19 protein-coding genes are annotated in these 26,942 nt (G+C 59.5%); 11 read left to right on the top strand and 8 right to left on the bottom strand.

The annotated features are described in order from the left end of the window. Positions 1 to 346: 346 nt before the first annotated feature. Entirely contained in the window at positions 347 to 1,438 is a 1,092-nt protein-coding gene (locus tag QP978_RS09805; protein ID WP_502870682.1) for a glutathione S-transferase family protein, read from the top strand. Positions 1,439 to 1,471: 33 nt separating this feature from the next. Beyond that, positions 1,472 to 2,116 (top strand): dephospho-CoA kinase, encoded by a 645-nt coding sequence (gene coaE / locus QP978_RS09800; protein ID WP_284857127.1) that lies wholly within the window; start codon positions 1,472 to 1,474, stop codon positions 2,114 to 2,116. Here the strand turns inward: coaE and QP978_RS09795 are convergent. From QP978_RS09795 to QP978_RS09785, 3 genes are all read right to left on the bottom strand, one after another. After that, the gene (locus QP978_RS09795) at positions 2,046 to 3,260 is read right to left on the bottom strand and encodes an aminotransferase class I/II-fold pyridoxal phosphate-dependent enzyme (RefSeq protein ID WP_284857126.1); all 1,215 of its coding nucleotides are present in this window, start codon (positions 3,258 to 3,260) and stop codon (positions 2,046 to 2,048) included. The two genes, coaE and QP978_RS09795, sit on opposite strands and share 71 nt — an antisense overlap. Positions 3,261 to 3,365: 105 nt before the next feature. Next, positions 3,366 to 4,055, bottom strand: a complete 690-nt coding sequence (locus QP978_RS09790) for a hypothetical protein (RefSeq protein ID WP_240593373.1) — start codon at positions 4,053 to 4,055, stop codon at positions 3,366 to 3,368. Positions 4,056 to 4,149: 94 nt separating this feature from the next. Further along, the gene (locus tag QP978_RS09785) at positions 4,150 to 5,034 is read right to left on the bottom strand and encodes a type IV toxin-antitoxin system AbiEi family antitoxin domain-containing protein (RefSeq protein ID WP_187401589.1); all 885 of its coding nucleotides are present in this window, start codon (positions 5,032 to 5,034) and stop codon (positions 4,150 to 4,152) included. 397 nt (positions 5,035 to 5,431) lie between these two features. On the opposite strand from QP978_RS09785, the gene uvrB reads away from it, so the two are divergent. After that, entirely contained in the window at positions 5,432 to 7,564 is a 2,133-nt protein-coding gene (gene uvrB / locus QP978_RS09780) for an excinuclease ABC subunit UvrB (protein WP_070605592.1), read from the top strand. Positions 7,565 to 7,696: 132 nt separating this feature from the next. Next, on the top strand, positions 7,697 to 8,137 hold the full coding sequence (locus QP978_RS09775; protein ID WP_005511992.1) for a universal stress protein: 441 nt from the start codon (positions 7,697 to 7,699) through the stop codon (positions 8,135 to 8,137). Positions 8,138 to 8,521: 384 nt separating this feature from the next. Here the strand turns inward: QP978_RS09775 and QP978_RS09770 are convergent, their stop codons facing one another. From QP978_RS09770 to QP978_RS09755, 4 genes are all read right to left on the bottom strand, one after another. Further along, positions 8,522 to 9,730 (bottom strand): Rv1352/Rv1906c domain-containing protein, encoded by a 1,209-nt coding sequence (locus QP978_RS09770; RefSeq protein WP_284857125.1) that lies wholly within the window; start codon positions 9,728 to 9,730, stop codon positions 8,522 to 8,524. A gap of 923 nt (positions 9,731 to 10,653) precedes the next feature. Next, the gene (locus QP978_RS09765) at positions 10,654 to 13,188 is read right to left on the bottom strand and encodes a HelD family protein (protein ID WP_284857124.1); all 2,535 of its coding nucleotides are present in this window, start codon (positions 13,186 to 13,188) and stop codon (positions 10,654 to 10,656) included. A gap of 133 nt (positions 13,189 to 13,321) precedes the next feature. Beyond that, on the bottom strand, positions 13,322 to 14,191 hold the full coding sequence (locus QP978_RS09760) for a DoxX family protein (RefSeq protein ID WP_016422909.1): 870 nt from the start codon (positions 14,189 to 14,191) through the stop codon (positions 13,322 to 13,324). Between the two features lie 189 nt (positions 14,192 to 14,380). Beyond that, positions 14,381 to 15,088 carry an MBL fold metallo-hydrolase gene (locus QP978_RS09755; RefSeq protein ID WP_187401595.1) on the bottom strand — a complete coding sequence of 236 codons (708 nt, stop codon included), beginning with the start codon at positions 15,086 to 15,088 and terminating at the stop codon, positions 14,381 to 14,383. Between the two features lie 139 nt (positions 15,089 to 15,227). Between QP978_RS09755 and uvrA the strand changes: the two genes are divergently transcribed. Beyond that, positions 15,228 to 18,080: an excinuclease ABC subunit UvrA gene (uvrA, locus tag QP978_RS09750; RefSeq protein WP_070437626.1), complete on the top strand. Its 2,853-nt coding sequence runs from the start codon at positions 15,228 to 15,230 to the stop codon at positions 18,078 to 18,080. 1 nt (position 18,081) lies between these two features. Here the strand turns inward: uvrA and QP978_RS09745 are convergent, their stop codons facing one another. Then, entirely contained in the window at positions 18,082 to 20,535 is a 2,454-nt protein-coding gene (locus tag QP978_RS09745) for a DUF2339 domain-containing protein (RefSeq protein ID WP_284857123.1), read from the bottom strand. Positions 20,536 to 20,947: 412 nt separating this feature from the next. On the opposite strand from QP978_RS09745, the gene infC reads away from it, so the two are divergent. The 6 genes from infC to pheT all read left to right on the top strand — a co-directional run bounded on the left by infC (position 20,948) and on the right by pheT (position 26,918). Next, positions 20,948 to 21,499, top strand: coding sequence for a translation initiation factor IF-3 (gene infC / locus QP978_RS09740; RefSeq protein ID WP_172954614.1), 552 nt, complete (start codon positions 20,948 to 20,950; stop codon positions 21,497 to 21,499). A 76-nt stretch (positions 21,500 to 21,575) separates the two neighbouring features. Continuing rightward, entirely contained in the window at positions 21,576 to 21,770 is a 195-nt protein-coding gene (rpmI, locus tag QP978_RS09735) for a 50S ribosomal protein L35 (protein WP_005511726.1), read from the top strand. 77 nt (positions 21,771 to 21,847) lie between these two features. Next, complete coding sequence (gene rplT / locus QP978_RS09730; RefSeq protein ID WP_016422904.1) at positions 21,848 to 22,231, top strand: 50S ribosomal protein L20; 384 nt, start codon at positions 21,848 to 21,850, stop codon at positions 22,229 to 22,231. Positions 22,232 to 22,414: 183 nt separating this feature from the next. After that, entirely contained in the window at positions 22,415 to 23,245 is an 831-nt protein-coding gene (locus QP978_RS09725) for a TrmH family RNA methyltransferase (protein WP_284857122.1), read from the top strand. Positions 23,246 to 23,343: 98 nt separating this feature from the next. Continuing rightward, on the top strand, positions 23,344 to 24,393 hold the full coding sequence (gene pheS / locus QP978_RS09720) for a phenylalanine--tRNA ligase subunit alpha (RefSeq protein WP_016422902.1): 1,050 nt from the start codon (positions 23,344 to 23,346) through the stop codon (positions 24,391 to 24,393). A gap of 32 nt (positions 24,394 to 24,425) precedes the next feature. Further along, the gene (gene pheT, locus QP978_RS09715; protein ID WP_284857121.1) at positions 24,426 to 26,918 is read left to right on the top strand and encodes a phenylalanine--tRNA ligase subunit beta; all 2,493 of its coding nucleotides are present in this window, start codon (positions 24,426 to 24,428) and stop codon (positions 26,916 to 26,918) included. Positions 26,919 to 26,942: the final 24 nt, after the last annotated feature.

The raw sequence follows: 26,942 nt of genomic DNA, 5'->3' as shown, positions 1-26,942 counted from the left end.
GAGCTATTCTTTGGTGATTTGTGGTGTGTGGTCTGGGGTTATGGTGGCATGCGGACACACTTTTCTTTACTTAACCCCTTGTTCTTATAGCGGCGGCTTGGGAGCTTGCTGCATTTTTGGTCCTGGTGTTGGGGTTTTGGGCCATAAAGGTGGCGCCGCTGTTGCCTAAAGCGGGCTTGCGCTTCACCAGAAGTAGTTTGCTGCACAGTAACCGGCTACTGGCGAAGCGCAAGCCGTCCTAATGGCCCTAATGACTCTAATGCCCCGGTGGTCCTGTCGATTTTGGTGGCTCTGGCGGTCTTTACTGCCGTTGACAGCCTATCTTTCTGCCCATATGATTGGTGACATGACAACAAAGAATCAGGCTAATCACGTAGAGGATTCCGCACACTCCGCCGGTGGGGTGTACTCCCAGAAGGGCAAGGACTTTAACCGCGACACCCGCTATATCAATGACCGGGTTGTTAAGGACGGTCGCGAAGTAGGCGAGGGGATTAAGACGTGGCCCGTTGAAGCCGGTCGCTACCGCCTTGTTGCAGCTCGCGCCTGCCCGTGGGCGCATCGCACGCTTATCGTTCGCAGGCTGCTCGGCTTGGAAGATGCAATTTCAGTCGGAATTCCAGGGCCAGTGCACGATGCCCGCTCCTGGACATTCGACAAAGGGCCAGGTGGTCGCGACGAAGTACTCGGCTACGAGCGCCTGCAGGAGGCATTCCTCAAGCGTTTCCCGGACTACCAGCGCGGTATTACTGTTCCGGCCATCGTCGAGATCGAGTCGGGCGAGGTCGTGACCAATGACTTCCCCCGGATCACCTTGGACTTCATTACCGAGTGGACCGAGTTTCACCGTGACGGCGCCCCGGATCTCTACCCGGAGGAGCTGCGTGCGGAAATGGATGAGCTTATGCAGTTCATCTACACCGAGATCAATAACGGTGTCTACCGCTGCGGCTTCGCAGGCTCGCAGGACTCCTACGACAAAGCTTACGACCGGCTGTTCAATGCCCTAGACAAGGTTTCTGAGCGCTTGGAGACCCGCCGTTACCTCATGGGCGACCACATCACTGAGGCCGACATTCGCCTTTACACAACCCTCATCCGCTTCGATGCTGTCTACCACGGCCACTTCAAGTGCAACCGGAGCAAGATTTCCGAGATGCCGGTTCTATACAACTACCTGCGTGATCTCTTCCAGACTCCGGGCTTCGGCGACACCACTGACCTCGTCGATATCAAGCGCCACTACTACGAAGTCCATCGCGACCTCAATCCTTTAGGGATTGTCCCGAAGGGGCCGGAGCTCTCTGACCTGCTCCAGCCGCACGGCCGTGAGGCCCTTGGTGGCAGCCCATTCGGTAACGGCACCGCCCCGGCCCCAGTCAACCCAGATCCCGTTGAAGAGGGTCACCGCATCGAGGATCTCGTCGTAAAGCACTAACGTGCGGGGGCGTGTCCACGTACCCTTAGAGACATGCTCAAAGTAGGACTAACCGGTGGCATGGGCAGTGGGAAATCTACGGTCGCCCGTAGGTTTGCCGAGCTCGGTGCCGTCATCATCGATGCTGATCAGATTGCTCGCGATGTCGTCGAACCCGGCGAGCCGGCGCTCACCGAACTCGCCGAAGCTTTCGGCGAGGGCATTTTGCTTGACGACGGCTCCCTCAACCGCGGCGAGCTTGCGAAGCGAGCCTTCGTATCCGCGGAGAAGACGGAGCTGCTGAACTCCATTACCCACCCGCGTATTGAGCAGCGCACCGAAGAGCAGTTCAACGCGGCAGGTGACGCCATCATTGTTTTTGACTCTCCGCTGCTGATTGAAATGGGGCAGTCGGAAGCGCAGGACCTCGTCGTAGTTGTGCATACCCCGGTGGAGGTCCGTCTCGACCGTCTGGTGGAAAGCCGCGGTGTAGACCGAGAGGATGCGAAGCAGCGCATCGCTAAGCAAATCAGCGATGACAAGCGCCTGCAGTGCGCCGACGTGGTTATGGAAAACTCAGGCACCGAGGAGGACCTCGTGCGCCAGGTCGACCGGATTTGGGAGCGGATTATTCAGCCGCTGAATCAGATTCGTCAGCTGCAGGCCGGGCAGCAAGATAATCCCGCAGCCGCGCGATAGCCTCCTCAATCACCTCGGCGCGCTTGCAGAAAGCGAACCGCACCAGGTAGCGGTACTTTTCTGACTCCGGGTCATCCACAAAAGCGGTGACGGGGATGGCTGCGACGCGGCATTCCTTGACCAGCAGGGTGCAGGTCTCCAGGGCGTCGCCAAGCCCCCAGCTCGAGACATCAGCGACGACAAAATACCCTGCCTGCGGCGTGAAGACGTCAGCGCCCAGGCCCTCCAATCCATCGGCGAGGAGCCGCATGTTGCCCTCGAGCTGACCTGCCAGCTCGTCCACCCATGGGGCACATTCCTGCAGGCCACGGGCGACTGCGGGCTGAAGGGGAGTGGCGCCGACATAGCTCAAGAACTGCTTGGCCTTGACGACGCCATCGAGTAGTTCGGTCGGGGTGAGCGCCCAGCCAATCTTCCAGCCGGTGACGTTGAATGTTTTTGCGGCACTGGACACGACAATGGTCCGCTCGCGCATGCCGGGCAGAGCGCTGATGGAAGAGTGTGACAATCCGTTGAAGTACAGGCGTTCGTAGACTTCGTCGGCAAGCACGAGCAGATCGTTTGTGATGGCGACATCGGCGATGGCCTGCAATTCCTCGTCCGTGAGGACGGTGCCGGTGGGGTTGTGCGGCGAATTGATGATGATCATGGCCGTTTTAGCGGTGACGGCATCGGCAAGCGCGCTGCGGTCGAGCGACCAGGAGCGCGCCGTACTGGAAGCTGCGGGGATGAGCGGCACCGCGGTATATGTGCAGTTAGCCAGTGCGATGGCGGCTTTGTACGAGTCGTAGTACGGCTCGATGACGATGACGTGGCTGCCGGGTTCGAGATGCCCCAAGGCGGTGGCGGCAATCGACTCCGTGGCGCCGACCGTGACGAGGCATTCGGCGTCGGCGTCGTAGACCTGCCCCGTGCGGCGGGCGCGATCGGCGACGATAGCCTCGCGGAGCACCTTCATGCCGCGGCCGGGGCCGTACTGGTTGTTTCCTCCAGCTATCTGATGTCGCGCCTCCGCGAGCACCTCCGCCGGCCCATCCCAGTCGGGGAAGCCCTGTCCAAGATTGATTGCCTCGTGCTCGGTAGCGAGGCGGGACATGGTGGCGAAGATGGTCTCGCCGAAGGGGCGCAAGCGGGAAACGGTCATGGTTTCACTGTAGGCGGGAGTTTTGCGGGCTTGTTGCGATTCCCCATCGGCGAATCGCGGCTGGCGGCCAGCAGTTGCACCGACTGCCGACCGCCACCTGGTGCGCTAGTACATGTAAATCTTCGCGTTGTTGCCGCCGGTGCACACGACAACGTCGTCTTGTGTGCTGCAGCTGAGGTCGTAGGTCTTCCCGGTCGCGGGACTCTTGGCCTTGATGTTTGGCTGCAGGTGGTCGCGGATATTGTCCTCCGAGGCGTTAAGCCCCTCGGTCTGCTGGTTGAAAACGGCCTTCGCAAAGTCGCAGCTGGTATTCGGGCCCGCCGCGATGAGGTTGAGGCCGTACCCATCGCCGTAGATGCAGGTGGTTGCCTGTTCGCCGGCCGCCATGAAGGTAGATCCCGGCGAGGGGTTGTTGTAGATTTCAGCGGTCATGTCCTGACGAAGCCGGCTCCCGTCGCCGTTGTCGCCTCTTTCGCTTGACGACGTCGACGCGCCACCAGTCTCCGCCGTCGATGTATCGCCTCCCTGGTCCGGTGCAGAACCGGTTGGGTTTGGCGTGTTGCCCGAACTCTTGTCAGACACGCCATCCTCGGTCTGAGTAACGGTAGTGGTTTCAACCGGAGCAGCAGATTCGGGCGCTGCTTCAGTTTCCTGTGTTGAGCAGGCGGTGAAAGCCAATGCGGTGGTAGCGAGGATGCCGGCCACAAGGGCTCGGTGTGAGGTTGCTTTTCGAGTGGTGGAACCTGGGCGAGTCGTAGCGGGCGTGTGGACTGGTGTGCGGCGCGAAGTGTTCATAGGCGCCAGGCTAGTTGCTGTGCGGGCAGTTTTCATTACAAAATAAATAACAATTGGGCAAGTGGATGGCTGTTTATCTCGCGATATCGGCTGTTTATCGCTGCTTATTGGCGTAGCCAACCGTTGGATTCCACTCCCAAACTTTCTGGCAGGCAGGCCATCCTGGTTTATAGTCCACGCGGGGACGGCGCTTTTGTACCCATCGGATTGCCTGCTCGATCTCGTCGAGGACGCTGTCGAGATTCCAATTGATGCATGAGTCCGTGAACCGCAGGACTATCCAGCCGTGCAGCGTGCCGGAGTTGGTCTTCCAGCGATCTGTGATGAACGAGTCCTCGTTGGCGTGGTACTTCTCTGAGTCAACTTCGATGGCTATTTTCCACTGGTCAAGCAGGATGTCGAAGCAGTAGGGGCCGATGAGTTGGTTCATTCGTATGCGGTACCCACGCTTGATTAGTGGGCGGGCCAGCTTGCGTTCGAGTTCGCTGCATGAGCCAATCGGCGTGGTGGCGATGGTTTCACGCAGCCAGGCGGGAACTTTCCGCATCCGGCTGAGGTCGTGGTTGAGTCGCTTCTCGCCGCCCCGGCCGGCGTAGTGTGTTTCCAGGATTCTGCGTGCGAAGTCTTTTGAAGCTCGTGCTGCCCAGAGTGCTTCGACAACTGGTATGCCATCGATTCTGGTGCAGGCCGGCAGGCGGCTGTGCCTAATGGAGAAGGTCTCGGCCTGAACTGATCCCGCGCCCTCTGCCTGGATAGGAAGTGTCAGGGGAAGTCTCAAGTGGATTTGAGCTGCGCTTTTACCGCTTAGCGCAATGCTTTTGTAATGCCCCGTGATTGCTCGGGCGACTGAGGCGGGAGAGTGGTCGTCAATGTAGAGGCCCCGTACCAATTTAGTTAGCCTGCCTTGTTGTAGGAGGGCTCTGGTCTTTTTCTCTCCGATGCCGAGTGCACGTAACTCGGCCGTGGTGAAGCTTCCCATGGTCGGGACTCTAAGCTTTTGCGGCCCAGGGGATTTTCTGTGAGAGAGGCTCCGCGTCCAATCTGTGGACAACTTTCAGGATGTGGATAACTCAGGCCTCCCGCAGCCTTGCAGCCTCGCAGCCTCGCAGCCGCAGCCGCGGACCATCGATAAGACGGCTTGCGCTTCACCAGGAGTCAGTCCATGCGCACTAAGGGCCAGCTGGTGAAGCGGAACCCGCCTTTGCTGGCCTGGCACCGACTTTATGCCAGCCTTGTCCAAATCTGTACCGATTTTAATGTTGGTCCGGAACTCGACAGCCGCTCCTAGGCTCTGGACCCTAGCCCTGGACAGCCCAAAGCCCCAGGAAGTAACGTAACCAGCCGCTTTCAAGACAGCCTTCGCTACGCTGGGAACTATGGCATTTGCAGCAGAGCAACCCGTCCTCGCACACTCGGAGTTCCGTCCCGTCGGTGAAGTCGAGCGCGCTGAGGGAACCTTCGAGGTCATCAGCGAGTTCGAGCCCTCGGGCGACCAGCCGCAGGCAATCGCGGAACTGTCGGAGCGCCTAGATAGAGGCGAGCGCGAGGTAGTCCTGATGGGTGCCACGGGCACCGGTAAGTCAGCCACCGCAGCGTGGTTGATCGAAAAGGTGCAGCGGCCAACCCTCGTCATGGCACCGAACAAGACGCTTGCGGCCCAGCTGGCCAATGAGCTCCGCAGCCTGCTGCCAAACAACGCGGTCGAGTACTTCGTTTCGTACTACGACTACTACCAACCCGAGGCCTACATCGCGCAGACCGATACCTATATTGAAAAGGATTCCTCCATCAACGAGGACGTGGAGCGCCTGCGCCACTCGGCTACTTCAGCGCTGCTGTCGCGTCGCGACGTAGTCGTCGTCAGCTCTGTTTCTTGCATCTATGGCCTGGGTACCCCGCAGTCATACCTCGACCGTTCGGTGTGGCTGAAGGAGGGCGAGGAAGTCGACCGCGACCAGTTCCTGCGCCTTTTGGTGGACATTCAGTACGCCCGCAATGACATTGCCTTTACCCGCGGCACCTTCCGAGTAAAAGGTGACGTGGTCGATATCATCCCGGCCTACGAAGAAAAGGCCGTGCGGGTGGAGTTCTTCGGCGACGAGATTGATTCGCTGTACTACCTCAATCCAGTCACAGGCGACGTCATCGACCAAGTCCCTGAGCTGCGCATCTTCCCAGCTACGCACTACGTCGCAGGCCCGGAGCGGATGGAACGGGCCGTCGCGGACATCAAGGCCGAACTCGCCGAACGCCTGGCGGATCTGGAAAACCGGGGCAAGTTGCTGGAAGCACAGCGTCTGCGCATGCGCACGGAGTACGACCTCGAAATGATTGAACAGGTCGGCTTCTGCTCCGGCATTGAGAACTACTCGCGCCACATCGATGGTCGCGCGCCGGGCTCGGCCCCCGCGACGCTCATCGACTATTTCCCGGAGGACTTCCTCACCATCATCGATGAGTCGCACGTCACCGTGCCGCAGATTGGCGGCATGTTCGAGGGCGATGCCTCCCGTAAGCGCAACCTCGTCGACTTCGGTTTCCGCCTCCCATCGGCGTTGGATAACCGCCCGCTGACGTTCGACGAATTCGATGCCCGAGTGGGCCAGGTCGTGTTTATGTCCGCAACGCCGGGTGACTATGAGCTCGAAAAGACCGGTGGCGAGTATGTGGAGCAGGTTATTCGTCCGACTGGGCTGGTGGACCCCAAGATCGTCGTTAAGCCTACTGAGGGGCAGATCGATGATTTGATCGGCGAGATCCGAAAGCGCACCGAGCGTGACGAGCGCGTTCTTGTGACCACCCTGACGAAGAAGATGGCGGAGGATCTGACCGACTACCTGCTCGAAAATGGTGTGCAGGTGCGGTACATGCACTCGGATGTTGATACGCTCAAGCGCGTTGAGTTGCTGCGGCAGTTGCGTCTCGGCGAGTACGACGTGCTGGTCGGTATTAACCTGCTGCGCGAGGGGCTGGACTTGCCCGAGGTTTCGCTGGTGGCAATCCTCGACGCCGACAAGGAGGGGTTCCTGCGTTCGGAGCGCTCGTTGATTCAGACGATTGGTCGTGCCGCGCGAAACGTCTCCGGCGAGGTGCACATGTACGCCGACAAGATCACCGATTCCATGCGGTTCGCCATCGACGAGACGGAGCGCCGCCGCGAAAAGCAGATTGCTTACAACACTGAGCATGGCATCGATCCGCAGCCGCTGCGCAAGAAGATCGCGGACATTCTGGATCAGGTCTACGACAACGCTGACACCGATTACGAAGGCAAGACCGGTGCGGCCGCTGATGCACTGCTCTCGCGTGCCGACGGCTCGGGCGCGGCCGATGGTGCCAGCGGTAAGCAGATGCCGAGGGCTGAGCTCGAGGCGCTTATCGCGGACCTGTCGGAGCAGATGGCCGCGGCTGCGCGAGAGTTGAAGTTCGAGCTCGCGGGGCGCTTGCGCGATGAGATTTTCGACCTCAAGAAGGAACTTAAGGGGATGATTGAGGCCGGTGTCGAGTAGTTTTTTGCTACTGTTGTGGGAAGTAAAACAGTGTATTCGCGAAAGTGGCTCTGGCCAGTGGGTTCAGGGCAACGACGGCGTTACGCACGATGAACTGTTTTAATGCAACTTCCACAGTGAGGGATAGTTTTCATGAGTGATTACAAGACCATTGTTGTCGGCACGGATGGTTCTAAGTCGTCGCTGCTCGCAGTAGAGCGCGCTGCCTCGATTGCCGCTGCTTTCGATGCCACCCTGGTTATCGGCTGCGCTTACTACGAGACTGCAGAGGATGCGTCCAAAACCCTGCGCCAGGATTCGGTTCAGGTCCTCGGTGATGATCCGGCTCAGAAGAACCTGGCTGCTGCTAAGGAGGCCGCAGAGGCCGTCGGCGCTACCAAGGTTGAGACTGAGGTTCGTTCCGGCTCCCCGGTTGAGGCTCTGATGTCTCTGGTCACTGACCGTCGCGCTGACCTGCTGGTGGTCGGTAACCGCGGCATTAACTCGCTGACTGGTCGTCTGCTGGGCTCCGTGCCGGCTGATGTTGCTCGTCAGTCGGACTGTGACGTCATGATCGTTCACACTGTGAGCTAATTAAACGGCGAGCTAACAAAACCGTGAGCTAAGAAGCTGAATCAGCTTTCGCGTTAAACCGGCACCTTTGGGTTGAGGTGCCGGTTTTTCTTTTGTTGCGCGGGCTAGGCCCGATCCAGCTCTGGCAGATGCTTCATAGGGGGAAAGCAGAGTGGGCGAAGGTCGGAACCCTAGTGGATTACGTTGAGACTCACTTGGGCAAGAAGATGAGCGCGAAATGGAAACACGCGGCACCGATGTTTGTCGTGAAAACCTGTCGATTACTATCCATGCGCGGAGCTGACCTGTCGCCTCGCACGTGAGGCGATTCCTGTACGCAGGAACACGCCACATATTTGGTCGGTGCCGCGCCAACTACGACGTCTCAGCATGCCCCGCGCCAGGCTAACTCACTCGCTGCCAGCCGCCACACGACTTACTAATGAAAGCCCCGTCGGACGGTAGTATCTCAACGGTAATCGTTTGACCAAAGTTGACGAAATTGTTGTCGATGATGTTGCCGGCTCCATCATTACGCTCGTAGTAACAATCAGAAACAGTCGCTCCCTTTGTTTCCCATAGACCCGGCTGAACGACACGGATTCCCTTTTCAGGCTGCTGCTTAACGATGTAGTTTCCGTCAATTAAATCTGTTTGTTTTGCGTCACCCGACAAAGCTTCATCGACGAGGTGTTGCTGATCCGGGCAAAGAATTGGAACCATCAGCTGAACACGTCGAGCGTTTTCATCATCTGGAGTCGAAAGCCTTTCAAGGTCGGCTAAATCCCAAGCCGTTTTCTCTCCGCTGCGCATTGCCTCGCACATCTTGACATCAACGTCGTACGTGCCTGTGCTTCCGCTGCGTACTTCGATACCAGCATTAGTCATGGTCTTCAGATACTTGTCATGCTTTGGATTCCCCGTTGAGGTAGGAGCAGCTGGACTTGCTTCCTTCTCCTCTCTCGCGACCGGGTAAACCGTTTTTCCCTCGGCTGGCTCACAGCGAGCCAGGAGCTGGTCGTTGATAGTCAGCTCGACTGATTTCAGGGAATCACTCTCGGTGATAATCCCCTTCGGAAGGGGCAACGACAATAGCCCGCGAGAGCCACCAATTCGATAAGGAATCGAGTCGGTTACGTCTTCCTTCGTTCCACCTTTAGAGAGCGTAACTTTTACGTCCTGTTCGTCGTCGCCCGAATCCTCATGCTCATAGTCCAATACAACTCCGTTTTGAGTCTCGACGGTCATCACAGCATGAGGATCGAAGGAATCCACACCATGCGAATCATTGGGGGCCATATGGAATTCGAACTCATCGCCATCCTGGCCAGAATCTAGGAGTTCAGCGCCGATGAGAGCCATATCGAACTCCTCGGTCGAGACAATGGTGTTGTTGCTGAAATCGTGCTGAACACCGGTGATGATATTTGTCCTGCACGAAAGTCCAGTTACTTCCGGAGAATACGATTGCTGGCTCTCATTCCAGTCCTCAGGCTGGGTTGGAAGATTCGGGTCAGTTGAGTCGTACTCGAATTTATCTAAAGGAGAACAGCCTGCCAAAAAGGCTAGCGCAAGGAGAGAAGCAGCCAACGCAGCATGGGGTTTAGGTGTCATAAGGTTAATACTATCAAGCGCTTCAGCCAACTAATTGCCTTAGTAGTGTTTCAGCCAAAACAAATTAGGAGGAATCAGTTCTTAAGGCGCGACGCGTTTTGAGCGATAAACTCTGAGGTGTTACGTAATCCACTCACAGGCATTGCAGTTGTGTCCACCCCGTAAGCTCCAGTAATCAGCGGCGCGGTGAGCGCTAGCTTTATTCCTTTGTGAATTCCTTGTTATCACGGCAGCGGTTCTTTCTATTCAGGGTTCGCGGATGATTGATTGCCCGCTCGAACTTCAAAAAGCTCCCGAGAATGCTCAGGAGCAGATTCGTGTTCGAATTATTGCTGACACTGGATGTCATTCTTTTCCGCTACGACGAGAGCAATACTAGCGCGCAACTAGGTCAGCAAATATCCAGGTCTGAGTGCTCAAACGGGGCAGTTCCTCCATAGGAAGCCAATTGATTACTGGGAAAGCTAGATTCTTCACCGATAGATAGCAGGACTCTCGTGCTGCGGTCTTGACGCAAATCCAAGATCGTAGAGACGGGGAAATCTTTCAGTAAGTTATCGTCCTGGTAAGCGATAGTATTGCGTTGGGGCTTTCGTGCTTCGATGTTGGTTGCCAGTTCTTTTTTTGATGGCGATAGTCGATGTGGCAACCATGCTGGCTAGCTACGGCATCGGGTGGTGCACCGATGGAGGTAGCGGGCTGCTGGTAAACGACGTGAATATGCCAGTCGCAGATGTTTCTGCATTTGTGGCGCACGCCCACGATACAAGAACACCTGGAGATTCTTGCGGTGTTTCTATTAGCTGTAATCGAATGGTCTGGTGCCGGACACCACTCCTGATTACTGAAATATACAGGGCGATTAAGTTCTACTTCGACCGGTGGTCATCCTCCATAACTGGAGTTAACCGCAACTTGATGGCCTAAGCCCAATCCAGCTCGGGCAGATGCTCGGGGCGCTGCTTATCGACGATCACGAGTCCCTGGGTCGCACGAGTCAGTGCAACATACAGGTCCTGTAGCCCCTGCGGCGATTGCGCCACGATTTGGTCGGGCGCAACGACGATGACCTCGTCGAATTCCAGGCCCTTTGAGGTCGTGATGTCGTAGACCGCGCAGTTGGTGAGCTTGCTGGCGCGAGTAGTGGGGGTGGCATCTGCGCTAGTCGCGCCGACTGCACCGGCGATATCAGTCGAAGTTCTAGCGTCGCCAGCTCCGCCAGCGCCACCAGCATCACCAGCCCCACCACCGAGAAACTCCCGCACCTCCGCGCGCGTGGCTTCGAGCAACTCGGCGGGCGCGATCACAGCGACCAGGCGGTCCGGCTGCGCAACCTGCTCCACATGCGTCAGAGCTTCCGTCACAGTGTGGGCCTGAACAGGCTTGCGGCCGGTGGCGCGGATCGACTGCGGCGCCTCCAGCTCCGGATCAATCTCAGCCAGGACGCTGGCGGCGACCTCCATCACCTCAGCTGGGGTGCGGTAGTTGACGGTCAGCTCGTGGAGATGCCACCTCGAGCCGATGATGGGTTCCAGCACATCGTGCCAGGTCGCGGCACCTGCGGGGGAGCCCGTCTGGGCCACGTCGCCGACGAGGGTCATCCAGCCGTTGGGGCTGCGGCGGCGCAGCATTCGCCAGGCCATCGCGGAGAGTTCCTGAGCCTCGTCGACGATGACATGGCCGTAGGCCCACAGGCGATCCGCCGCCGCCCGCTCGGCGGTGGATCGCAGGTCGCGCTCACGGTGGCGTTCGGCCAGTGCCTCGGCATCGATGACGTCATACGCTGACAAAATCTCGGCCTCGAAGCCGTCGTCAAGATCCTGGGACGCAGAACTGGACAGGGTATCCAACGCGCCCTGCGCCTCCTCGACGCGGGCCTGCCAATCCTCTTCATCGGCCTCCGATTCACCAACTGGGCCGAGGAGTTCCGACAGCTCGTCGAGAAGCGGGGCGTCGGAAGGCATCCAGTCGGTGCCTTCCGGCCGGTAGAGAGCCTCGCGCGTCAGCTCGTCGTAATCGCTGGCGGCGTAGTCGATGGCCTCGCGAGAGCTCAGCAGTTCCGACAGCACCCGCTCGGGTGTGAGTGCGGGCCACAGCTCGTCGAGGATGTCGGCGACTGCTCCGGATTCGTCGATTTCGTCGCGCAGGTCGGCAACGTCGGTCACGGACAGCAAGTTCTCGCCGCCCAGCGGGTCGGCGCCGATGACCTCGGCCATCTGCGCGGCCAGGAGCTCCACCACGTGATTGCGGAAAATCGGCCGGGCCAGATTGTGGGGTTTCCGAGTCCGCCGCGCACGCGTGCGTGCAGCTTTCACCATGTCAGGTGTGATCGTCAGGGTGATGTTGTCGTTCCGGACTTCAAGAGCTTCCGCGGGGAGCTCCTGGTAGGCCCGCACGGCTTCGCGCAGGATAGTGAGCATCTCAATCGAGCCCTTAACTTCCTGCGCAACCAGGGGTTCGGGGTTGTGTCCGTCGATAAGCGCGTTGGAACCGCGCACGCCGGGGTAGAGATCGGCGATGGTGGTCAGCACCACGCCCGTTTCGCCGAGGCTCGGCAGCACGCGGGAGATGTAGTCGAGGAAGGTTGTGTTCGGGCCGATGATGAGGACACCGGTTTTCGCCAGTTGATCGCGGTAGGTATAGAGAAGCCATGCGACGCGATGCAGCGCCACTGCCGTCTTGCCTGTGCCGGGACCGCCCTGGACGACCAGGGTGCCGCGGGTGGAGTCGCGGATGATGAGGTCCTGCTCGCGCTGAATGGTCTCCACAATGCCGCGCATATGGCCGGTGCGCGCTTGATTCATGACCTCCCGCAGGACCGATTCGCCACCGACGCCCGCTTCAACTTCGGTCTCGTGTGCGCTGTCGGCTTCCTCGCCGGAGAGCCATTCGTCGTCAATGCTGCGGACCTTCCGGCCGTGAGTGCGCAGGTGTCGGCGCAGACTGACTCCCTCGGGATGCGCGGTCGTGGCCAGGTAAAACGGGCGCGCACCGTCGGCACGCCAATCCATGATGACCGTGCGGTAGTCGTCGTTTTCATCGGACAGGCCGATTCGCCCGATGTATCGCTTATCGACGGTCGCCCCCGGCCCTTCCTCTGCCAAAGGATTGTCGGGGTCTGTGTCATCGATATCGATTCGACCAAAGACCAGGCCAATCTCGGCTGAGCGGTAGCGGTCCAGATTAGCCTGTAGTCGGTGGTATTCCACCTCGCGTTCAACGCGGGCTTGCGGGTCTGGGTCGTCGATGAGCATGACCTGGCGCAGGTACTCTTGGTCGCGCTCGCGTGCCCGGTCGAGGAAGCTGAACGCACGATCGACGTAGGCCTGTTCGGCAGCGAGGGTACTCTCTTCTTCTCGCTGTGGTGCTGAACTTGCCTGGTCCGGCAGACCTGCCTGGCCAGTGCGGCCAATGCGGCCTGTCTGGTCCTGCCCGGGCTCGGATGCGCGCGACGCCAACCTGGTCTCCTCAACGAATCGCAAAATTAGTGCTAACTGATGTGCTGAATGAATATAAAAATATGAAAACGCTCCCGCACGCGTAGTGGCGTGGGGAGCGTTTAAGTATACCGCTTTAACTGCGGCAGCAAACTTACTGCAGGCGCTTCTGCGCCTTCTTTGCGGACTTCTTGGCCTCCTTGGAAGCCTTGGCTGCGCGCTTGCGCAGTTCCTTGCGCTGCTTGCGAGTGTCCTTCTTGAGATCCTTGCCCAGGTCCTCGGCGTAGTCGCGCGCGTCCTCAGCGAGCTCGGTAGCCTTGGCAATCCAGTCGTCCTTGTTGTCCTCGACGTAGCTCTTAGCGGTGTCGAAGGCGTCGGTGAGCTGCTCGCGCCAGCCGTCCTTGTTGTCCTCGACGTATTCACGAGCGCCATCGGTGGCCTCAGAAGCGCGGTCGCGGAGCAGGCCGGCCTTTTCGCGGACGTTCTCGCCGGCGGAAGCGAAGGCTGCGCTGATTTCCTCAGTGCGCTGCTCGGTTTCAGACTTGGTCGGCAGGGCAGCCTGAACCTTCTTGTTCAGCTGCTTGCCTGCCTTCTCAGCGCGCCAAGCGACACCCGGCTTGCCGTCGGTGTCAGCAGTAGCCAGGAAGAGGCCGCCCAGCAAACCGATGTCGGTCAGGAAACCAGTGCGGCGAGCCGCCTTCTCCTTCGAATCCTGGGTTTCCCAGAATGCGTGGCGAGCGAGCATCGTCGGAACTTGTGCAGCGACCAGAGCGGTGGCGGACAGGCGTGGGGCCTTACCCAGAGCGTAGAGGGAACCCGCAGCAACCTTGGTGCCAGCGACGACCTGGACAACCAGCTTCTCGCTATTTGGCACGTACTTGTTGTACTGGTTCGGGGTTACGGAGCGGACGCGGGCAATCAGGTCGCGTGCGCCCTCTTCATGATCCTTCTGGTTCATCAGCGTGTCGACACCGTCGGCAACGAAAACCGAGGCCAGCATTGGTCGGGCAAACTTGCGAATCATCTAAATTCCATCTCCTTTGTCGTCCAGGTGAAACCGTGTTTTTGGCCATCTGGTCGCTGTAATTCACTATTAATCCTACGCAGCCCTGCCTATTTATGTCGCGGGAATGACAAGTTTTTCAGAAGCTGCGGCACCATCCAGCACTGCCAACGACGCTCATCCAGCACTGCCAACGACGCTCATCCAGCGCTACCAACCGCGCTGGCGCCAGTTCTCCACCTCGGGGCTCTCGACACCAACAGTGGTGTCCTTGCCGTGGCCGGGGTGAATCACCGAGTCGGCGGGGTAGACGTGGAAGACGCGGCTCTCGACATCGTCGATAAGCTGCGTGAAATCCTCGGGCGAGTACGTTTTGCCGACACCGCCTGGGAAGATGCTGTCACCGACGAAGAGGTGGTGTGACGGGGTGTCGTCGGAAAGCGCGCCGGCTTCTTTGGCGGACAGGTCGAGGCAGAGACCGCCTTTGGTGTGTCCGCGCAGGATGAACGTGGGCAGCGTGATGTCCTCGCCGAACGTGATGGTCTCGCCGCCGTCGAGCTGCTGGTCGGCGGGCTTGGGAATGTCGGCAGCGTCGAGGCTGGACGTGATGTGGCGGGCCGGGAATGACTGCAGGAGCTCGCCGAGCGCCTGAACGTGATCGCCGTGGGAGTGCGTGGTGACAATCGTGCGGACCTGCGCGCCGACGTGCTCAACCAGGCGGATTAGGTGGTCGGCGTCGGTGGCGGCGTCGATAAGTAGGGAATTGTCGGGCTCGCGGGAGTCGACCAAAAGGTAGACGTTGTTGTCCATCGGTCCGACGGAGGTCTTATAAATCGTGACATTGCCGTAGTCAATGCGCTCAACGCCGCGCGTGCTCGGCGAGTTGGAGTAGGGGCTGATTGTAATGTCGTCGTTCATGCGCCCCAGGGTAATGAGGTGTCTGTCGGCGCGCTAGGAACGCAACGTAACCGCGAATCTCTGAACACATGTGCGAAAAATTGGTTGTGGACTGTAGACTAGTCGGCAGTGAATCGTCGACGAATTGAGGTTTCCCACTGTGGCTGAACGTCTAGTGGTCAGAGGCGCCCGCGAGCATAACCTGCAGGGTGTTGACATCGATTTGCCCAGAGACAAGATGGTGGTTTTCACCGGTCTGTCCGGGTCGGGTAAATCGTCACTGGCATTTGACACAATTTTCGCCGAGGGCCAGCGCCGTTACGTGGAGTCGCTGAGCTCCTATGCGCGCATGTTCCTGGGGCAGATGGAAAAGCCCGATGTAGAGATGATTGAGGGGCTCTCGCCGGCGGTGTCAATCGACCAGAAGTCGACGAACCGCAACCCTCGCTCGACCGTCGGAACCATCACTGAAGTGTATGACTACCTGCGTCTGCTCTACGCGCGCACCGGTACTCCGCACTGTCCGACCTGTGGGGAAGTGATCTCCTCACAGACTCCACAGCAGATCGTCGATCAGGTCATGGAGATGCCGGAGGGCACCAAATTCCAGGTCCTCGCACCCGTCGTGCGCACGCGCAAGGGTGAATTCGTCGACCTGTTTGAACGCCTCGCATCCGAGGGCTACGCGCGTGTCATCGTCGATGGTGAAATGCACCGTCTAACGGATCCGCCGAAGCTGAAGAAGCAGGTCAAGCATGACATTGACGTGGTCATTGACCGTCTCCAGGTGAAGGAGTCGCAGCAGCGCAGGCTCACCGATTCCGTCGAAACGGCGCTTCTGCTTGCCGACGGCGTCGTGGTCATCGACGCCGTCGGGCTAGAGGCGGACGACCCGCGTCGAACCCAGCGGTTCTCGGAGAAGATGGCCTGCCCGAATGGGCACCGTATTGCTATCGATGAGTTGGAGCCACGGTCGTTTTCCTTTAACTCGCCGTATGGTGCGTGCCCGGAGTGTGACGGTATCGGTACCAAGCTGGAGGTGGACACGGACCTGGTGATTCCAGATCCGTCGCTGCCGACGATTGAGGCGATTGCGCCGTGGCGGCAGACGCTGAACAAGAAGTACTTTGAAAAGCTGGTTGAAGGCCTCGCCACCGAGATGAGCTTCGACCCGACCACGCCTTTCGAAGACCTCACAGCGCCGCAGCGCAAGGCCCTGCTGCATGGTTCCAGCCACAAGGTCACGGTGCGTTACCGCAATCGCTACGGCCGTACTCGCCAGTACACCGCACCTTTCGAAGGCGTGATGCCGTACCTGCACCGCAAGCTGTCACAGGCGGAGAGCGACTCTCAGAAGGAGCGTTTCCAGGGGTACATGCGTGAGGTGCCGTGCCCGGCATGTAGCGGTACTCGTTTGCGTCCGGAGATTCTTTCGGTGACGTTGGATTCGGCGGAGTTCGGGCAGAAGAATATTGCCGAGCTGACAGAGCTATCGGTTCACGATGGCTCGGCATTCCTGAATTCGCTGACTCTGGGCAAGCGCGAGGAAATGATTGCCGGGCGTGTTCTGCGTGAGGTGCAGGCTCGTCTGAAATTCCTGCTTGACGTTGGCCTGGATTATCTGTCCCTGTCTCGTTCGGCAGGCACGCTGTCCGGTGGTGAAGCGCAGCGAATTCGTCTGGCCACACAGATTGGTTCGGGGCTCGCTGGCGTGCTCTACGTCTTGGATGAGCCCTCGATTGGTCTTCACCAGCGTGATAACAACCGTCTAATCAAGACTCTGAAAAACCTGCGCGACCTGGGCAATACCCTGATTGTGGTCGAGCATGATGAGGACACGATTCGCGAGGCCGATTGGCTGGTCGACATTGGGCCAAAGGCCGGTGAATACGGTGGACAAATCGTCTACCAGGGTGAACCGTCTGGCATCGTTGACTGCGAGGAATCACTGACAGGTGCGTATCTCTCGGGTCGTCGGGTATTGGCGGTGCCGGAGAACCGTCGTGCGATTGATAAGTCGCGCATGGTGACGGTCAAGGGCGCTCGCGAAAACAACCTGAAGAAGATTGACGTGAAGTTCCCCCTCGGCGTGTTGACCTGCGTTACGGGTGTTTCCGGGTCCGGCAAGTCCACCTTGGTCAACGAAATCCTGGCCAAGGTGATGAGCAACGAGCTCAACGGTGCTCGTCAGGTGCCGGGTCGACACAGCCGCGTGGAGGGGTTGGATCAGCTGGACAAGCTGGTGCAAGTTGATCAGTCGCCGATTGGTCGCACCCCGCGTTCCAACCCAGCGACGTACACCGGTGTGTTCGACAAGATCCGCAACCTCTTCGCCGAGACGCAAGAGGCCAAGGTTCGTGGCTATAAGCCCGGTCGATTCAGCTTCAACGTCAAGGGCGGCCGCTGTGAGGCGTGTAAGGGCGACGGCACCATCAAGATTGAGATGAACTTCCTGCCGGACGTCTATGTGCCTTGCGAGGTTTGCCACGGCGCGCGCTACAACCGCGAAACGCTGGAGGTTCGTTACAAGGGCAAGACCATCGCTGAGGTTCTGGACATGCCCATCTCCGAGGCAGCGGAGTTCTTCGAGCCGATTCAGTCGATTGCGCGTTATCTCAATACGCTTGTCGACGTCGGCCTGGGCTATGTCCGTCTCGGGCAGGCGGCAACCACGCTCTCGGGTGGTGAGGCTCAGCGCGTGAAGTTGGCCAGTGAGCTGCAGAAGCGCTCCAATGGCCGGACGGTCTACATCTTGGATGAGCCGACCACGGGGCTGCATTTTGAGGACATCCGCAAGCTCATGTTGGTGTTGCAGGGCCTGGTGGACAAGGGCAACACCGTCATTGTCATTGAGCACAATTTGGATGTCATCAAGTCTGCGGATTGGATCATCGACATGGGGCCGGAAGGCGGCTCCGGCGGTGGCACCGTGGTTGTAGAGGGCACGCCGGAGGATGTCGCGAACTGTTCCGGCTCCCACACCGGGCAGTACCTGAAGCCGCTGCTTAAGTAGCTTAGGTAGTCGGCTCGTTTCCGTCGGAAATTCCAGGACCGTCGGTGCGGGTGATGCCTTCCATTCTGTCAGCAGCGGGGTCGGCATCTGCTGCGCCGCTCGCACCGGCAGCGTCGGCAGCAGCGCCGGCAGCGTCAGTATCGCTGGCGGTGCCGTCACGCTCCGGTGCCGCCGGCTCCTCGGCACTCTTCTGCTTCGCCCCGGAGACCGCCATGGCCAGCAGAATCAGACCACAGCCGAGGAACGCCAAGGCGCGGATAACGCCATCGAGCGTTGCCATGTCGTAGAAGATCAGCTTGACGATAGACAGCGCCGCAATCGTCAAACCCGCTGCCAGTCGCGCCGGAATGTGGTGGAACCTCTTCGATAGCACCAGCATGCCGGCAATCGTGGCCCAGAAAATACTCAGCAACATGTGTGCGGCGTTGAAGCTCACGCCAATAGTCGTGAGCAGCACGATAAATGGCATACCCAGTGCAGCCAGGCCAATCAGTGCAAAAGCTGGCGGTAGCTGCGACCTCGCTGCCGTCACGGCCAGGCCGACATCGGCGCACAGCAGGAACAACAGCGAAAGCGTTTCTGCCCACGTTGCCGAGTAATCAGCTGCGGCACCGGCATTCAACGCTGCGGGCAGGATGTAGAGGTGTACTACCGTTGCGCCGAGCAGCCAGGTCAGTGCCGCAATCTTTGTATATGGTGCCACGGCATCCTGGGTTGGTTCAGGAGCCTGTAGTCGTGCGCCAATCGCGCCGTGCTTCGGTGCTGTGGCCAGCGCCCAGACAAAGAGCGCGGCACCGATGGAGATTGGGATGAGACCCCAAGTGTGGGTTCCAGTATCGGCTCCTGAGCTCCTTTCCGGGCCTGCCACCGCGAGCGCTAGCCAGGGCAGAATTGCCGTGGCCAAGGCCATTGGGGCGAGATAGCGGAAGATGGCACGGTTCCAAAGGAATACTGCAGCAATTGCGATGAACAGCACGAATCCGCCGTAGAACAGCAGCCAGAGGCTGGAGGCGGACTGTGTGGCGTTGACCATTGGGACTGCAGCTACAACCGGAGTCGAGAAGGCAACTACTGACGTGATGGTGACCAGATCGTCTTCCCAGGTGCTGGTTTCCGAAGGCTCGTCGTCAAGCTCGGGAGTGAGTTGGCGAGCCATCGCCAGCGGGCCGAACTGGGCAAACACGAAAAGGGCAATGGTGAGTGCGGCGATTGCGGGCATCACCAGTGCATTGTTGGTCGTGATTACGCCGATGAGAACGTTTGCGCCGAGCAGGAATGCGACTACGTACTTCCGGAAGGGGACGTTCAGGGGGCAGACGATAGCGGCGATGACCATCAGTTGAAGGGTGATTTGCGCGAGCGAGGAGCTCAGCGGGCGGGCGTGGAAGTCGAGGCCGATCGTCGCCCACAGCATTAATCCGGTGTTGATTGTGATTGTCCACGCCGCGGTTGCACTCGACTTCGTCCACCGCGCGCCGTATAGACCGACTGCAGCGAAAGGCAACATGATGACCAGCGTCGCCGCCACCGGAATCCAGTCGAGGAGGTAGGACATCGACATCGTTGTCAGGTGCGCAGCGGCTAGTGATGTCGCAATCAACGCCGTCACGCCAGCAGGCGGTGCTTGACGACGGTGCGCTCGCACAGCCGCGATCGCGAGCACGGCGGCCAACAAGTAAGCCAGGACCACACGACCGGCCGGTCCAATCAGGCCGGATTGGATTGCGACCGCGACGAAAAACGCGATACCGGCAGCGGTGATGAGACCACCGAAGATGGCGATGATTCTGATGATTGACTTCTCGTTGCGCCACCAGGGCTCGCGAGGTTCGCGCGATGCCTCTGGCAGCTTCGGTGGCGGGGTGGAGTCTGTGGGAGAAGACTGTGGCGACTTTGAATCCCGCCGCCATTGGTGGGCAGAGGGGAATCCGAACATCGGCTGCGCAGCTGCGTCGCTCTGTGGCAGGGGAGCTGGTTGATTCCGCCAGTCCGCTTGTGTTGGCGGTGGTGGCACCTGCATCTGCTGAGGCTGCTGGGGATACTGCGGTGTGGTCAGTGCCTGCTCAGCCTGCGATTCCCAACGGGGAGGAGGTGCCTGGTCTAGTGATGGAGTAGACGCTGGCGGTGGTTGCGGGCTGTGTTGATGTGCCCCTTGGGGTGCAGCATGGGGCGGCGCTTGAGGTGCTGGCGCAGATTCCGCTCCCGTAGTGTGAGGCGCGTGCGGTCCAGTCGGCGCTTGCCCGCTTTCCTGAGAAAGGCGCACCTGCCAAGTACGGGTGAGCTGAGCCAGCCGAAGCGAGCTAGCCTCGAGATCTGCCAGAGCATGGGAAAGCTCTGAGACGGAGTCGCCGGTCAGGACAAAATCGCCGGTCGGTGGCTTGCCGTATCGGGCGGAATGCTGATTAGGATTGGTGTTCTCGGCTTTAGGGCCAAAGCCGTTGGAGCCAGTATTCATGGTGACGACTTTAATCGTGTTTGGCCTAAAAACTATGGAGAGAATCTACCAATCTGATTACAATTCGGATTGCACTTTTTTTGACGCTTGGTATCGCGTCGGGTACCGATGGTGAATAACCCGGAGTGAGAGCCGGTTTTGGTATGCGAGAACAGCTGTGTTAACATCTCGTCTACGACCGCCAGAATGCGATGCTTGCTGCCTTCGGGGAGCATTTAGTTGCATTCGGCAGCGAAGAGGATTTAAGTCCCACCCTAGGTGCGCCAAAGAATTACGGTAGCGCCGGGGTCCACCCTAATCGGTGATGTCACATCGCACGATTGGAAGGCGTCCTTATACAGTGTGTAGTAATCCGCTGTGGACGCGTGGCTTTTCTTCCTTTCCCGCTTGCTATCGCGGTTTGAAACGAAGATTGTTCAGGTTCAACCTAGGAGGCCACATCAGCGCTGAAGCTCGTATTAACGAGGATATTCGAGTACCGGAAGTCCGCCTTGTAGGACCGAATGGTGAGCAGGTGGGCGTTGTCCGCACCGGTGACGCACTCAAGCTCGCTTACGAAGCAGACCTTGACCTGGTTGAGGTTGCTCCGCGAGCAAAGCCGCCGGTCGCCAAGATTATGGACTACGGCAAGTTCAAGTACGAACAAGCCCAGAAGGCACGCGAGGCTCGAAAGAACCAGCAGCAGACTGTGGTCAAGGAGCAGAAGTTCCGTCCGAAGATTGATGACCACGACTACGAAACCAAGAAGAACAACGTTGTTCGTTTCTTGGAGAAGGGTTCGAAGGTCAAGGTCACGATTATGTTCCGTGGCCGTGAACAGTCTCGTCCAGAACTGGGATTCCGCCTGTTGGAGCGTCTGGCCGCCGATGTCGAAGAGTACGGCATTGTCGAGTCTCGCCCGAAGCAGGACGGTCGCAACATGACTATGGTCCTGGGGCCGGTTCGGAATAAGGGTAAGAAGTAACCGACCTGACCAGAAATGGTTGTAAACGAGATTTTTGCGCCACGAGCGTCAAAGATCGGTAGGGGAGAGTTTTAACATGAAGCAGAAGACCCACAAGGGCACCGCAAAGCGCATCAAGGTTACCGGTTCCGGCAAGCTGCGCCGCGAGCAGGCTAACCGCCGCCACCTCCTGGAGGGCAAGCCGTCCACTCGTACCCGTCGCCTGAAGGGCACCACGGACGTTGCTAAGTCGGACGTCAAGCGCGTCAAGCGTCTGCTGGGCAAGGCTTAGTTTTTCAAGCCTCGTCCCAGGGCAATCGCCCTCTTAATTTCACTAGTTCTTAAAGACAACGAAAAGGAAGTATCACCGTGGCACGTGTGAAGCGGTCTGTTAACGCTAAGAAGAAGCGTCGCGAAGTTCTCGATTCCGCAAAGGGCTACCGTGGTCAGCGCTCCCGCCTGTACCGCAAGGCCAAGGAGCAGATGCTCCACTCCAAGACCTACGAGTTCCGCGATCGCCGCCACCGTAAGGGTCAGTTCCGTCGTCTGTGGATTCAGCGTATCAACGCTGCTGCCCGCGCTAACGACATCACCTACAACCGCTTCGTCCAGGGTCTGAACCTGGCTGGCGTTGAGGTTGACCGTAAGAACCTGGCTGAGATGGCTGTCAACGACCCACAGGCATTCGCTGCTCTGGTCAAGGTCGCTAAGGACGCTCTGCCGGAGGACGTCAACGCTCCTGCTGCTAAGTAAAGCAGTTACGAGGTAACTCGTACGTAGCGTCGGCAAGCGCCTGCGACTGGCAGTGTGCCTGCCAACATCTTTGAAAAACCACCGTCGATTGGGTTAACGAATAACCTCGGCGGTGGTTTTTCGTATCCGCACTGGCTTGCTGGCGGTTATGAATCCCGAGCCGCATCACTAGGATTAATCACTATGAACTCTGCGCTGTACTTCAACGACGAGCCGTTTACTCCTCGCACTCCGCGAGTCTCGGCGGCTATTCAGCTCCACCGTGCGGCCAAGCGGAAGAAGACCGGTCGCTTCCTCATTGAGGGCTTCAATTCCGTCGATGCAGCTATCCGCGCAGAGGCTGTCGTGGAAATCTTCGTCACCGCTGCCGCCGCCGAGCAGTTCCGCGAGCTGCTCACGGGGTATCTCGAATCGGGGACGCAGCGTAAGTCTGTTTCGCTTATCGACGACTCCGCCGCCCGCTCTTTGAGCGAAACTGTCACCACCACCGGACTCTTCGCCGTCTGCGACACAGGTGCGGTGTCCACTTCGTTGGAAGAGGCGATTGAGGTTGGAAAGCAGTCCGGCTGTTTGGTGATTCCGGTGGAGTGCAATGACCCGGGTAATGTCGGCACGATTGTGCGTATGACTGATGCTCTCGGAGCTGGCGCGGTTATCCTTGCTGGCGATTCGGTCGATCCTTTGAACTCGAAGGCTGTGCGTTCCTCGGCAGGTTCTGTTTTTCATACCCCTGTCGCACGCGAGCGCGATATTGACGTCGTTATGGAGAGAGTTAGGGAAGCGGGCTTTACCGCCCTCGCCACGGCGATGGATGGCGCTCTCACTCTCGGCGTTGATGCGCTTCCCGACGGTCCCGTCGCCTGGCTTTTCGGCAACGAAGCACATGGCCTGTCGGAGGAGATTACGGCCTCGGCGGGGGCAAGTGTGTCCATCCCTATTAAGGGCGAGGCGGAGTCGTTGAACCTCGCCACCGCAGCGGCCATGTGCCTGTGGGAGACGGTCCGGGGTAAGTAGGAAACCTCGATGGTGAGGTGCGTGCACGTGTGCAGTTATCCTCGACTATGATTGTTCCATCACAAGAACTGATAGTCCTATATAGAAGTGGTTGACACGTGAGCGATTCGCCAAATCCTATCGATCTTTCCGAGGACGCCCTCCAGGCGGCTGCGCAGAAGGCCACGGATGCCTTTGATGCTGCCGGCAACCTGGATGAGCTTTCTGCCGCCCGCCGTGAGCACTTGGGGGATGAAGGCTACATTCCGCAGGCTCGCCGCGCGCTGGGCTCCATTCCGAAGGCTGAGCGCAAGGATGCTGGTCGTCGCGTAAATGTTGTTCGCGGAGCCGTCGAAAAGCACTATGCTGAGCGTCTTGCAGTGCTGGAGGAAGAGGAAAACGCGCGTCGCCTGGTCGCGGAGCGTATCGACGTGTCGGTGGACACCACGCAGAGTCAGCGTGGCGGTATGCACCCAATTACCATCCTGTCCGAGCAGATTGGTGACATCTTCGTGGGCATGGGCTGGGAAATCGCCGAGGGCCCAGAGGTCGAAGCCGAGTACTTCAACTTTGACGCGCTGAACTTCCTGCCGGATCACCCGGCTCGTACTCTGCAGGATACTTTCCACATTGCGCCGGAAGGATCCAAGCAGGTGCTGCGTACGCACACCTCGCCGGTCCAGGTTCGCACTCTGCAGTCACGTGACCTGCCGATTTACGTTATCTGCCCGGGCCGTACCTTCCGCACCGATGAGCTCGACGCCACCCACACCCCGGTCTTCCACCAGGTGGAGGGACTCGCTGTGGACAAGGGGCTGACCATGGGGCACCTGCGCGGCACGCTGGATCACATGGCAAAGGCGCTGTTCGGTCCGGAGACCAAGACCCGCATGCGCACCAACTACTTCCCGTTCACTGAACCGTCCGCTGAGGTTGACGTCTGGTTCCCGAATAAAAAGGGTGGCGCTGGCTGGATCGAGTGGGGCGGCTGCGGCATGGTCAACCCGAACGTGCTGCGGGCCTCTGGCATTGACCCGGAGGTGTACTCGGGCTTCGCGTTCGGCATGGGCCTGGAGCGCACCCTGCAGTTCCGCAATGGCCTGACTGACATGCGCGACATGGTCGAAGGCGACGTCCGCTTCACGCAGCCGTTCGGTATCCGCGGCTAATTCACTGACCTACAGATAGGAGTTTTACTTACATGTTCATTCCACAGTCGTGGGTCACTGAAATCGTTCGCGGCCCAGAGAACACCATCAACCCGGACTGGTCCGTTACCCCGGACGAGTTGGATGAGGGCTTTGTCCGCGTTGGTTTTGAAACCGAGGGGCACGAGCCGCTGGAGAAGGTCGAGGGGCCGCTGGTTTTCGGTCGCGTCGACCACATTGAGGAGCTCGAGGGCTTTAAGAAGCCAATTCGCTTCTGTCAGGTCAATGTCGGTGATGCCAATGGCACCGGCGAGCTGCAGGAGATCATCTGTGGTGCCCGCAACTTCGAAGAGGGCTCCATTGTTATCGTCGCGCTGCCGGGCTGCGTGCTGCCGGGTGGGTTCGAGATTTCCGCACGGAAGACTTACGGCAAGGTTTCCAACGGCATGCTCTGCTCCGAAGCTGAGCTGGGTATGACCGATTCCTCCGCCGGTATTCTGACGCTGCCGTCGGCCCCAGCTGAGCTGGGTTCGTGCGCCAAGGAATTCATCGGTCTCGATGACGAGAAGTTCGAGGTCAACATCACCCCGGACCGCGGTTACGCGCTGTCGGCCCGCGGTCTGGGCCGCGAGATCTGCTCCGCCTTCAACCTCGACTTCGCCGATCCAGCCAAGGTCAACGAGCTGCCGGTCGAAGGTGAGGTCCTGAACGTCACTATCGACGAGGACACCGACACCCGCCGCTTTGGTCTGCGCCGAGTCACCGGCATCGACCCGAACGCCGAGACCCCGTGGTGGATGCGTCGCCGCCTGCTGCTGGCTGGTCAGCGTCCGGTCAACGTGGCCACGGACGTCACCAACTATGTGATGCTACTGCTCGGTCAGCCGATGCACGCTTTCGACGGTTCCAAGATCGCTGGTGGCCTGCACATCCGCAACGCTAAGGCCGGCGAGACTCTGACCACTCTCGACCACGTGGACCGCAAGCTCGACACGGCAGACGTTGTCATCTGCGACGACAATGGTATTCAGTCGCTGGCCGGCATCATGGGTGGTCTCACCTCCGAGATCGCCGACGACACCACCGATGTGGTCTTCGAGGCCGCCAACTGGTCGCCGCTGCATGTCTTCCGCAGTGGTCGCCGCCACAAGCTGAGCTCCGAGGCTTCACGACGTTTCGAGCGCGGCGTGGACACCGCTCTGGTCGAGCCGGCTCTGGATCTGGCCTGCCAGCTGCTCGCTGACATCGCCGGCGGCACTATCGACACTGGTCGCACCCTGCTCGGTGAGGTTGCCACCATGCCGACTATTGACTTTGCCGTCAACCGCGCCAGCGAAGTTGCGGGCGTTGATTACCCGCGTGAGACCGTCATTGGACGCCTGCGCGAGGTCGGCTGCGAGGTCGTCGACAACGGTGACCGCCTGGCTGTCACTCCGCCGACCTGGCGCTCGGACCTGACCATGTCCGCTGACCTGGTTGAGGAAATCCTGCGACTGGAGGGCCTGGAAGACATTCCGGTTATCCTCCCAATCGCCCCGGCCGGTCGCGGTCTGACCGAGCGTCAGCTGCGTCGCCGCTTCGTCGGCCACGCGCTGGCTCACAATGGCTACCTGGAGATTCTGCCGACACCGTTCATTGCCAACGATGTCTTCGACGTCTGGGGCCTGGACGCTGATGACCCGCGTCGTAACACCGTCAAGGTCATCAACCCGTTGGAGTCCGACCACGCTCAGCTGGGCACGACTCTGCTGCCGTCCATGCTTGAATCGCTGAAGCGCAATGTTGCTCGCGGCCAGGTCGACCTATCGCTCTACGGTGTGGAGCAGGTATCCATCGAGCGCGGTAACGGTGTCTCGCCGATGCCGTCTACCGCGGGTCTGCCGAGCGAGGCCGAGCGCGCCGAGCTGCTGGAGTCGCTGCCGGAGCAGCCGCTGCACGTCGCCACTGTCGCCTGCGGTCGTATCCGCCTGGATAGCCCGTGGGGTGACGAGGCCGCGTACACCGTCGCCGACGCCATCGAAGCCGCGCGCATTGTTGCCCGCGCTGCCAACGTCGAGCTGGAGATCCGTAACGCTGAGGTGCTGCCGTGGCACCCGGGCCGCTGCGCTGAGCTGCTTGTCGACGGCGAGGTCGTCGGCCACGCCGGTGAGCTGCACCCGAAGGTGTGCAAGGACGCTGGTCTGCCGGAGCGCACCTGCGCGATGGAGATTAATCTCGATGCACTGCCAGTGACGGAGCACCTGCCGGCGCCGGTACTCAGCCCGTTCCCGGCTGTCCACCAGGACGTCGCGCTTGTTGTCAGCGATGAGGTCTCCGCCGCAGAGGTGGAGAAGACTCTGGTGGAAGGTGCCGGTGAGCTCCTCGAATCCATTCGTATCTTCGATGTTTACCGTTCCGAGCAGATGGGCGAAGGCGTTCGCTCACTGGCGTACTCCCTGCGTTTCCGCGCGCCGGACCGTACGCTGAAGGAAGAGGAAGCTTCCGCAGCTCGCGAGGCGGCCATTGAGCTGGCCACTACCCGTCACGGCGCTCAGCTGCGCGGCTAAAAGGGGAGACCCCGGGGAGAGATA

Source organism: Corynebacterium sp. MSK035, from assembly GCF_030232615.1.
GTDB lineage: Bacteria > Actinomycetota > Actinomycetes > Mycobacteriales > Mycobacteriaceae > Corynebacterium > Corynebacterium jeikeium_D.
Note: the sequence above shows the minus strand (reverse complement) of the source record. Positions and strands in the feature narration are given on the sequence as shown.

Bases quoted from the DNA above. Each gene is read 5' to 3' on its own strand.
- QP978_RS09805 (WP_502870682.1), top strand. From the start codon at position 347: ATGACAACAAAGAATCAGGCTAATCACGTAGAGGATTCCGCACACTCC.
- coaE (WP_284857127.1), top strand. From the start codon at position 1,472: ATGCTCAAAGTAGGACTAACCGGTGGCATGGGCAGTGGGAAATCTACG.
- QP978_RS09795 (WP_284857126.1), bottom strand. From the start codon at position 3,260: ATGACCGTTTCCCGCTTGCGCCCCTTCGGCGAGACCATCTTCGCCACC.
- QP978_RS09790 (WP_240593373.1), bottom strand. From the start codon at position 4,055: ATGAACACTTCGCGCCGCACACCAGTCCACACGCCCGCTACGACTCGC.
- QP978_RS09785 (WP_187401589.1), bottom strand. From the start codon at position 5,034: ATGGGAAGCTTCACCACGGCCGAGTTACGTGCACTCGGCATCGGAGAG.
- uvrB (WP_070605592.1), top strand. From the start codon at position 5,432: ATGGCATTTGCAGCAGAGCAACCCGTCCTCGCACACTCGGAGTTCCGT.
- QP978_RS09775 (WP_005511992.1), top strand. From the start codon at position 7,697: ATGAGTGATTACAAGACCATTGTTGTCGGCACGGATGGTTCTAAGTCG.
- QP978_RS09770 (WP_284857125.1), bottom strand. From the start codon at position 9,730: ATGACACCTAAACCCCATGCTGCGTTGGCTGCTTCTCTCCTTGCGCTA.
- QP978_RS09760 (WP_016422909.1), bottom strand. From the start codon at position 14,191: ATGATTCGCAAGTTTGCCCGACCAATGCTGGCCTCGGTTTTCGTTGCC.
- QP978_RS09755 (WP_187401595.1), bottom strand. From the start codon at position 15,088: ATGAACGACGACATTACAATCAGCCCCTACTCCAACTCGCCGAGCACG.
- QP978_RS09745 (WP_284857123.1), bottom strand. From the start codon at position 20,535: ATGAATACTGGCTCCAACGGCTTTGGCCCTAAAGCCGAGAACACCAAT.
- rpmI (WP_005511726.1), top strand. From the start codon at position 21,576: ATGAAGCAGAAGACCCACAAGGGCACCGCAAAGCGCATCAAGGTTACC.
- QP978_RS09725 (WP_284857122.1), top strand. From the start codon at position 22,415: ATGAACTCTGCGCTGTACTTCAACGACGAGCCGTTTACTCCTCGCACT.
- pheT (WP_284857121.1), top strand. From the start codon at position 24,426: ATGTTCATTCCACAGTCGTGGGTCACTGAAATCGTTCGCGGCCCAGAG.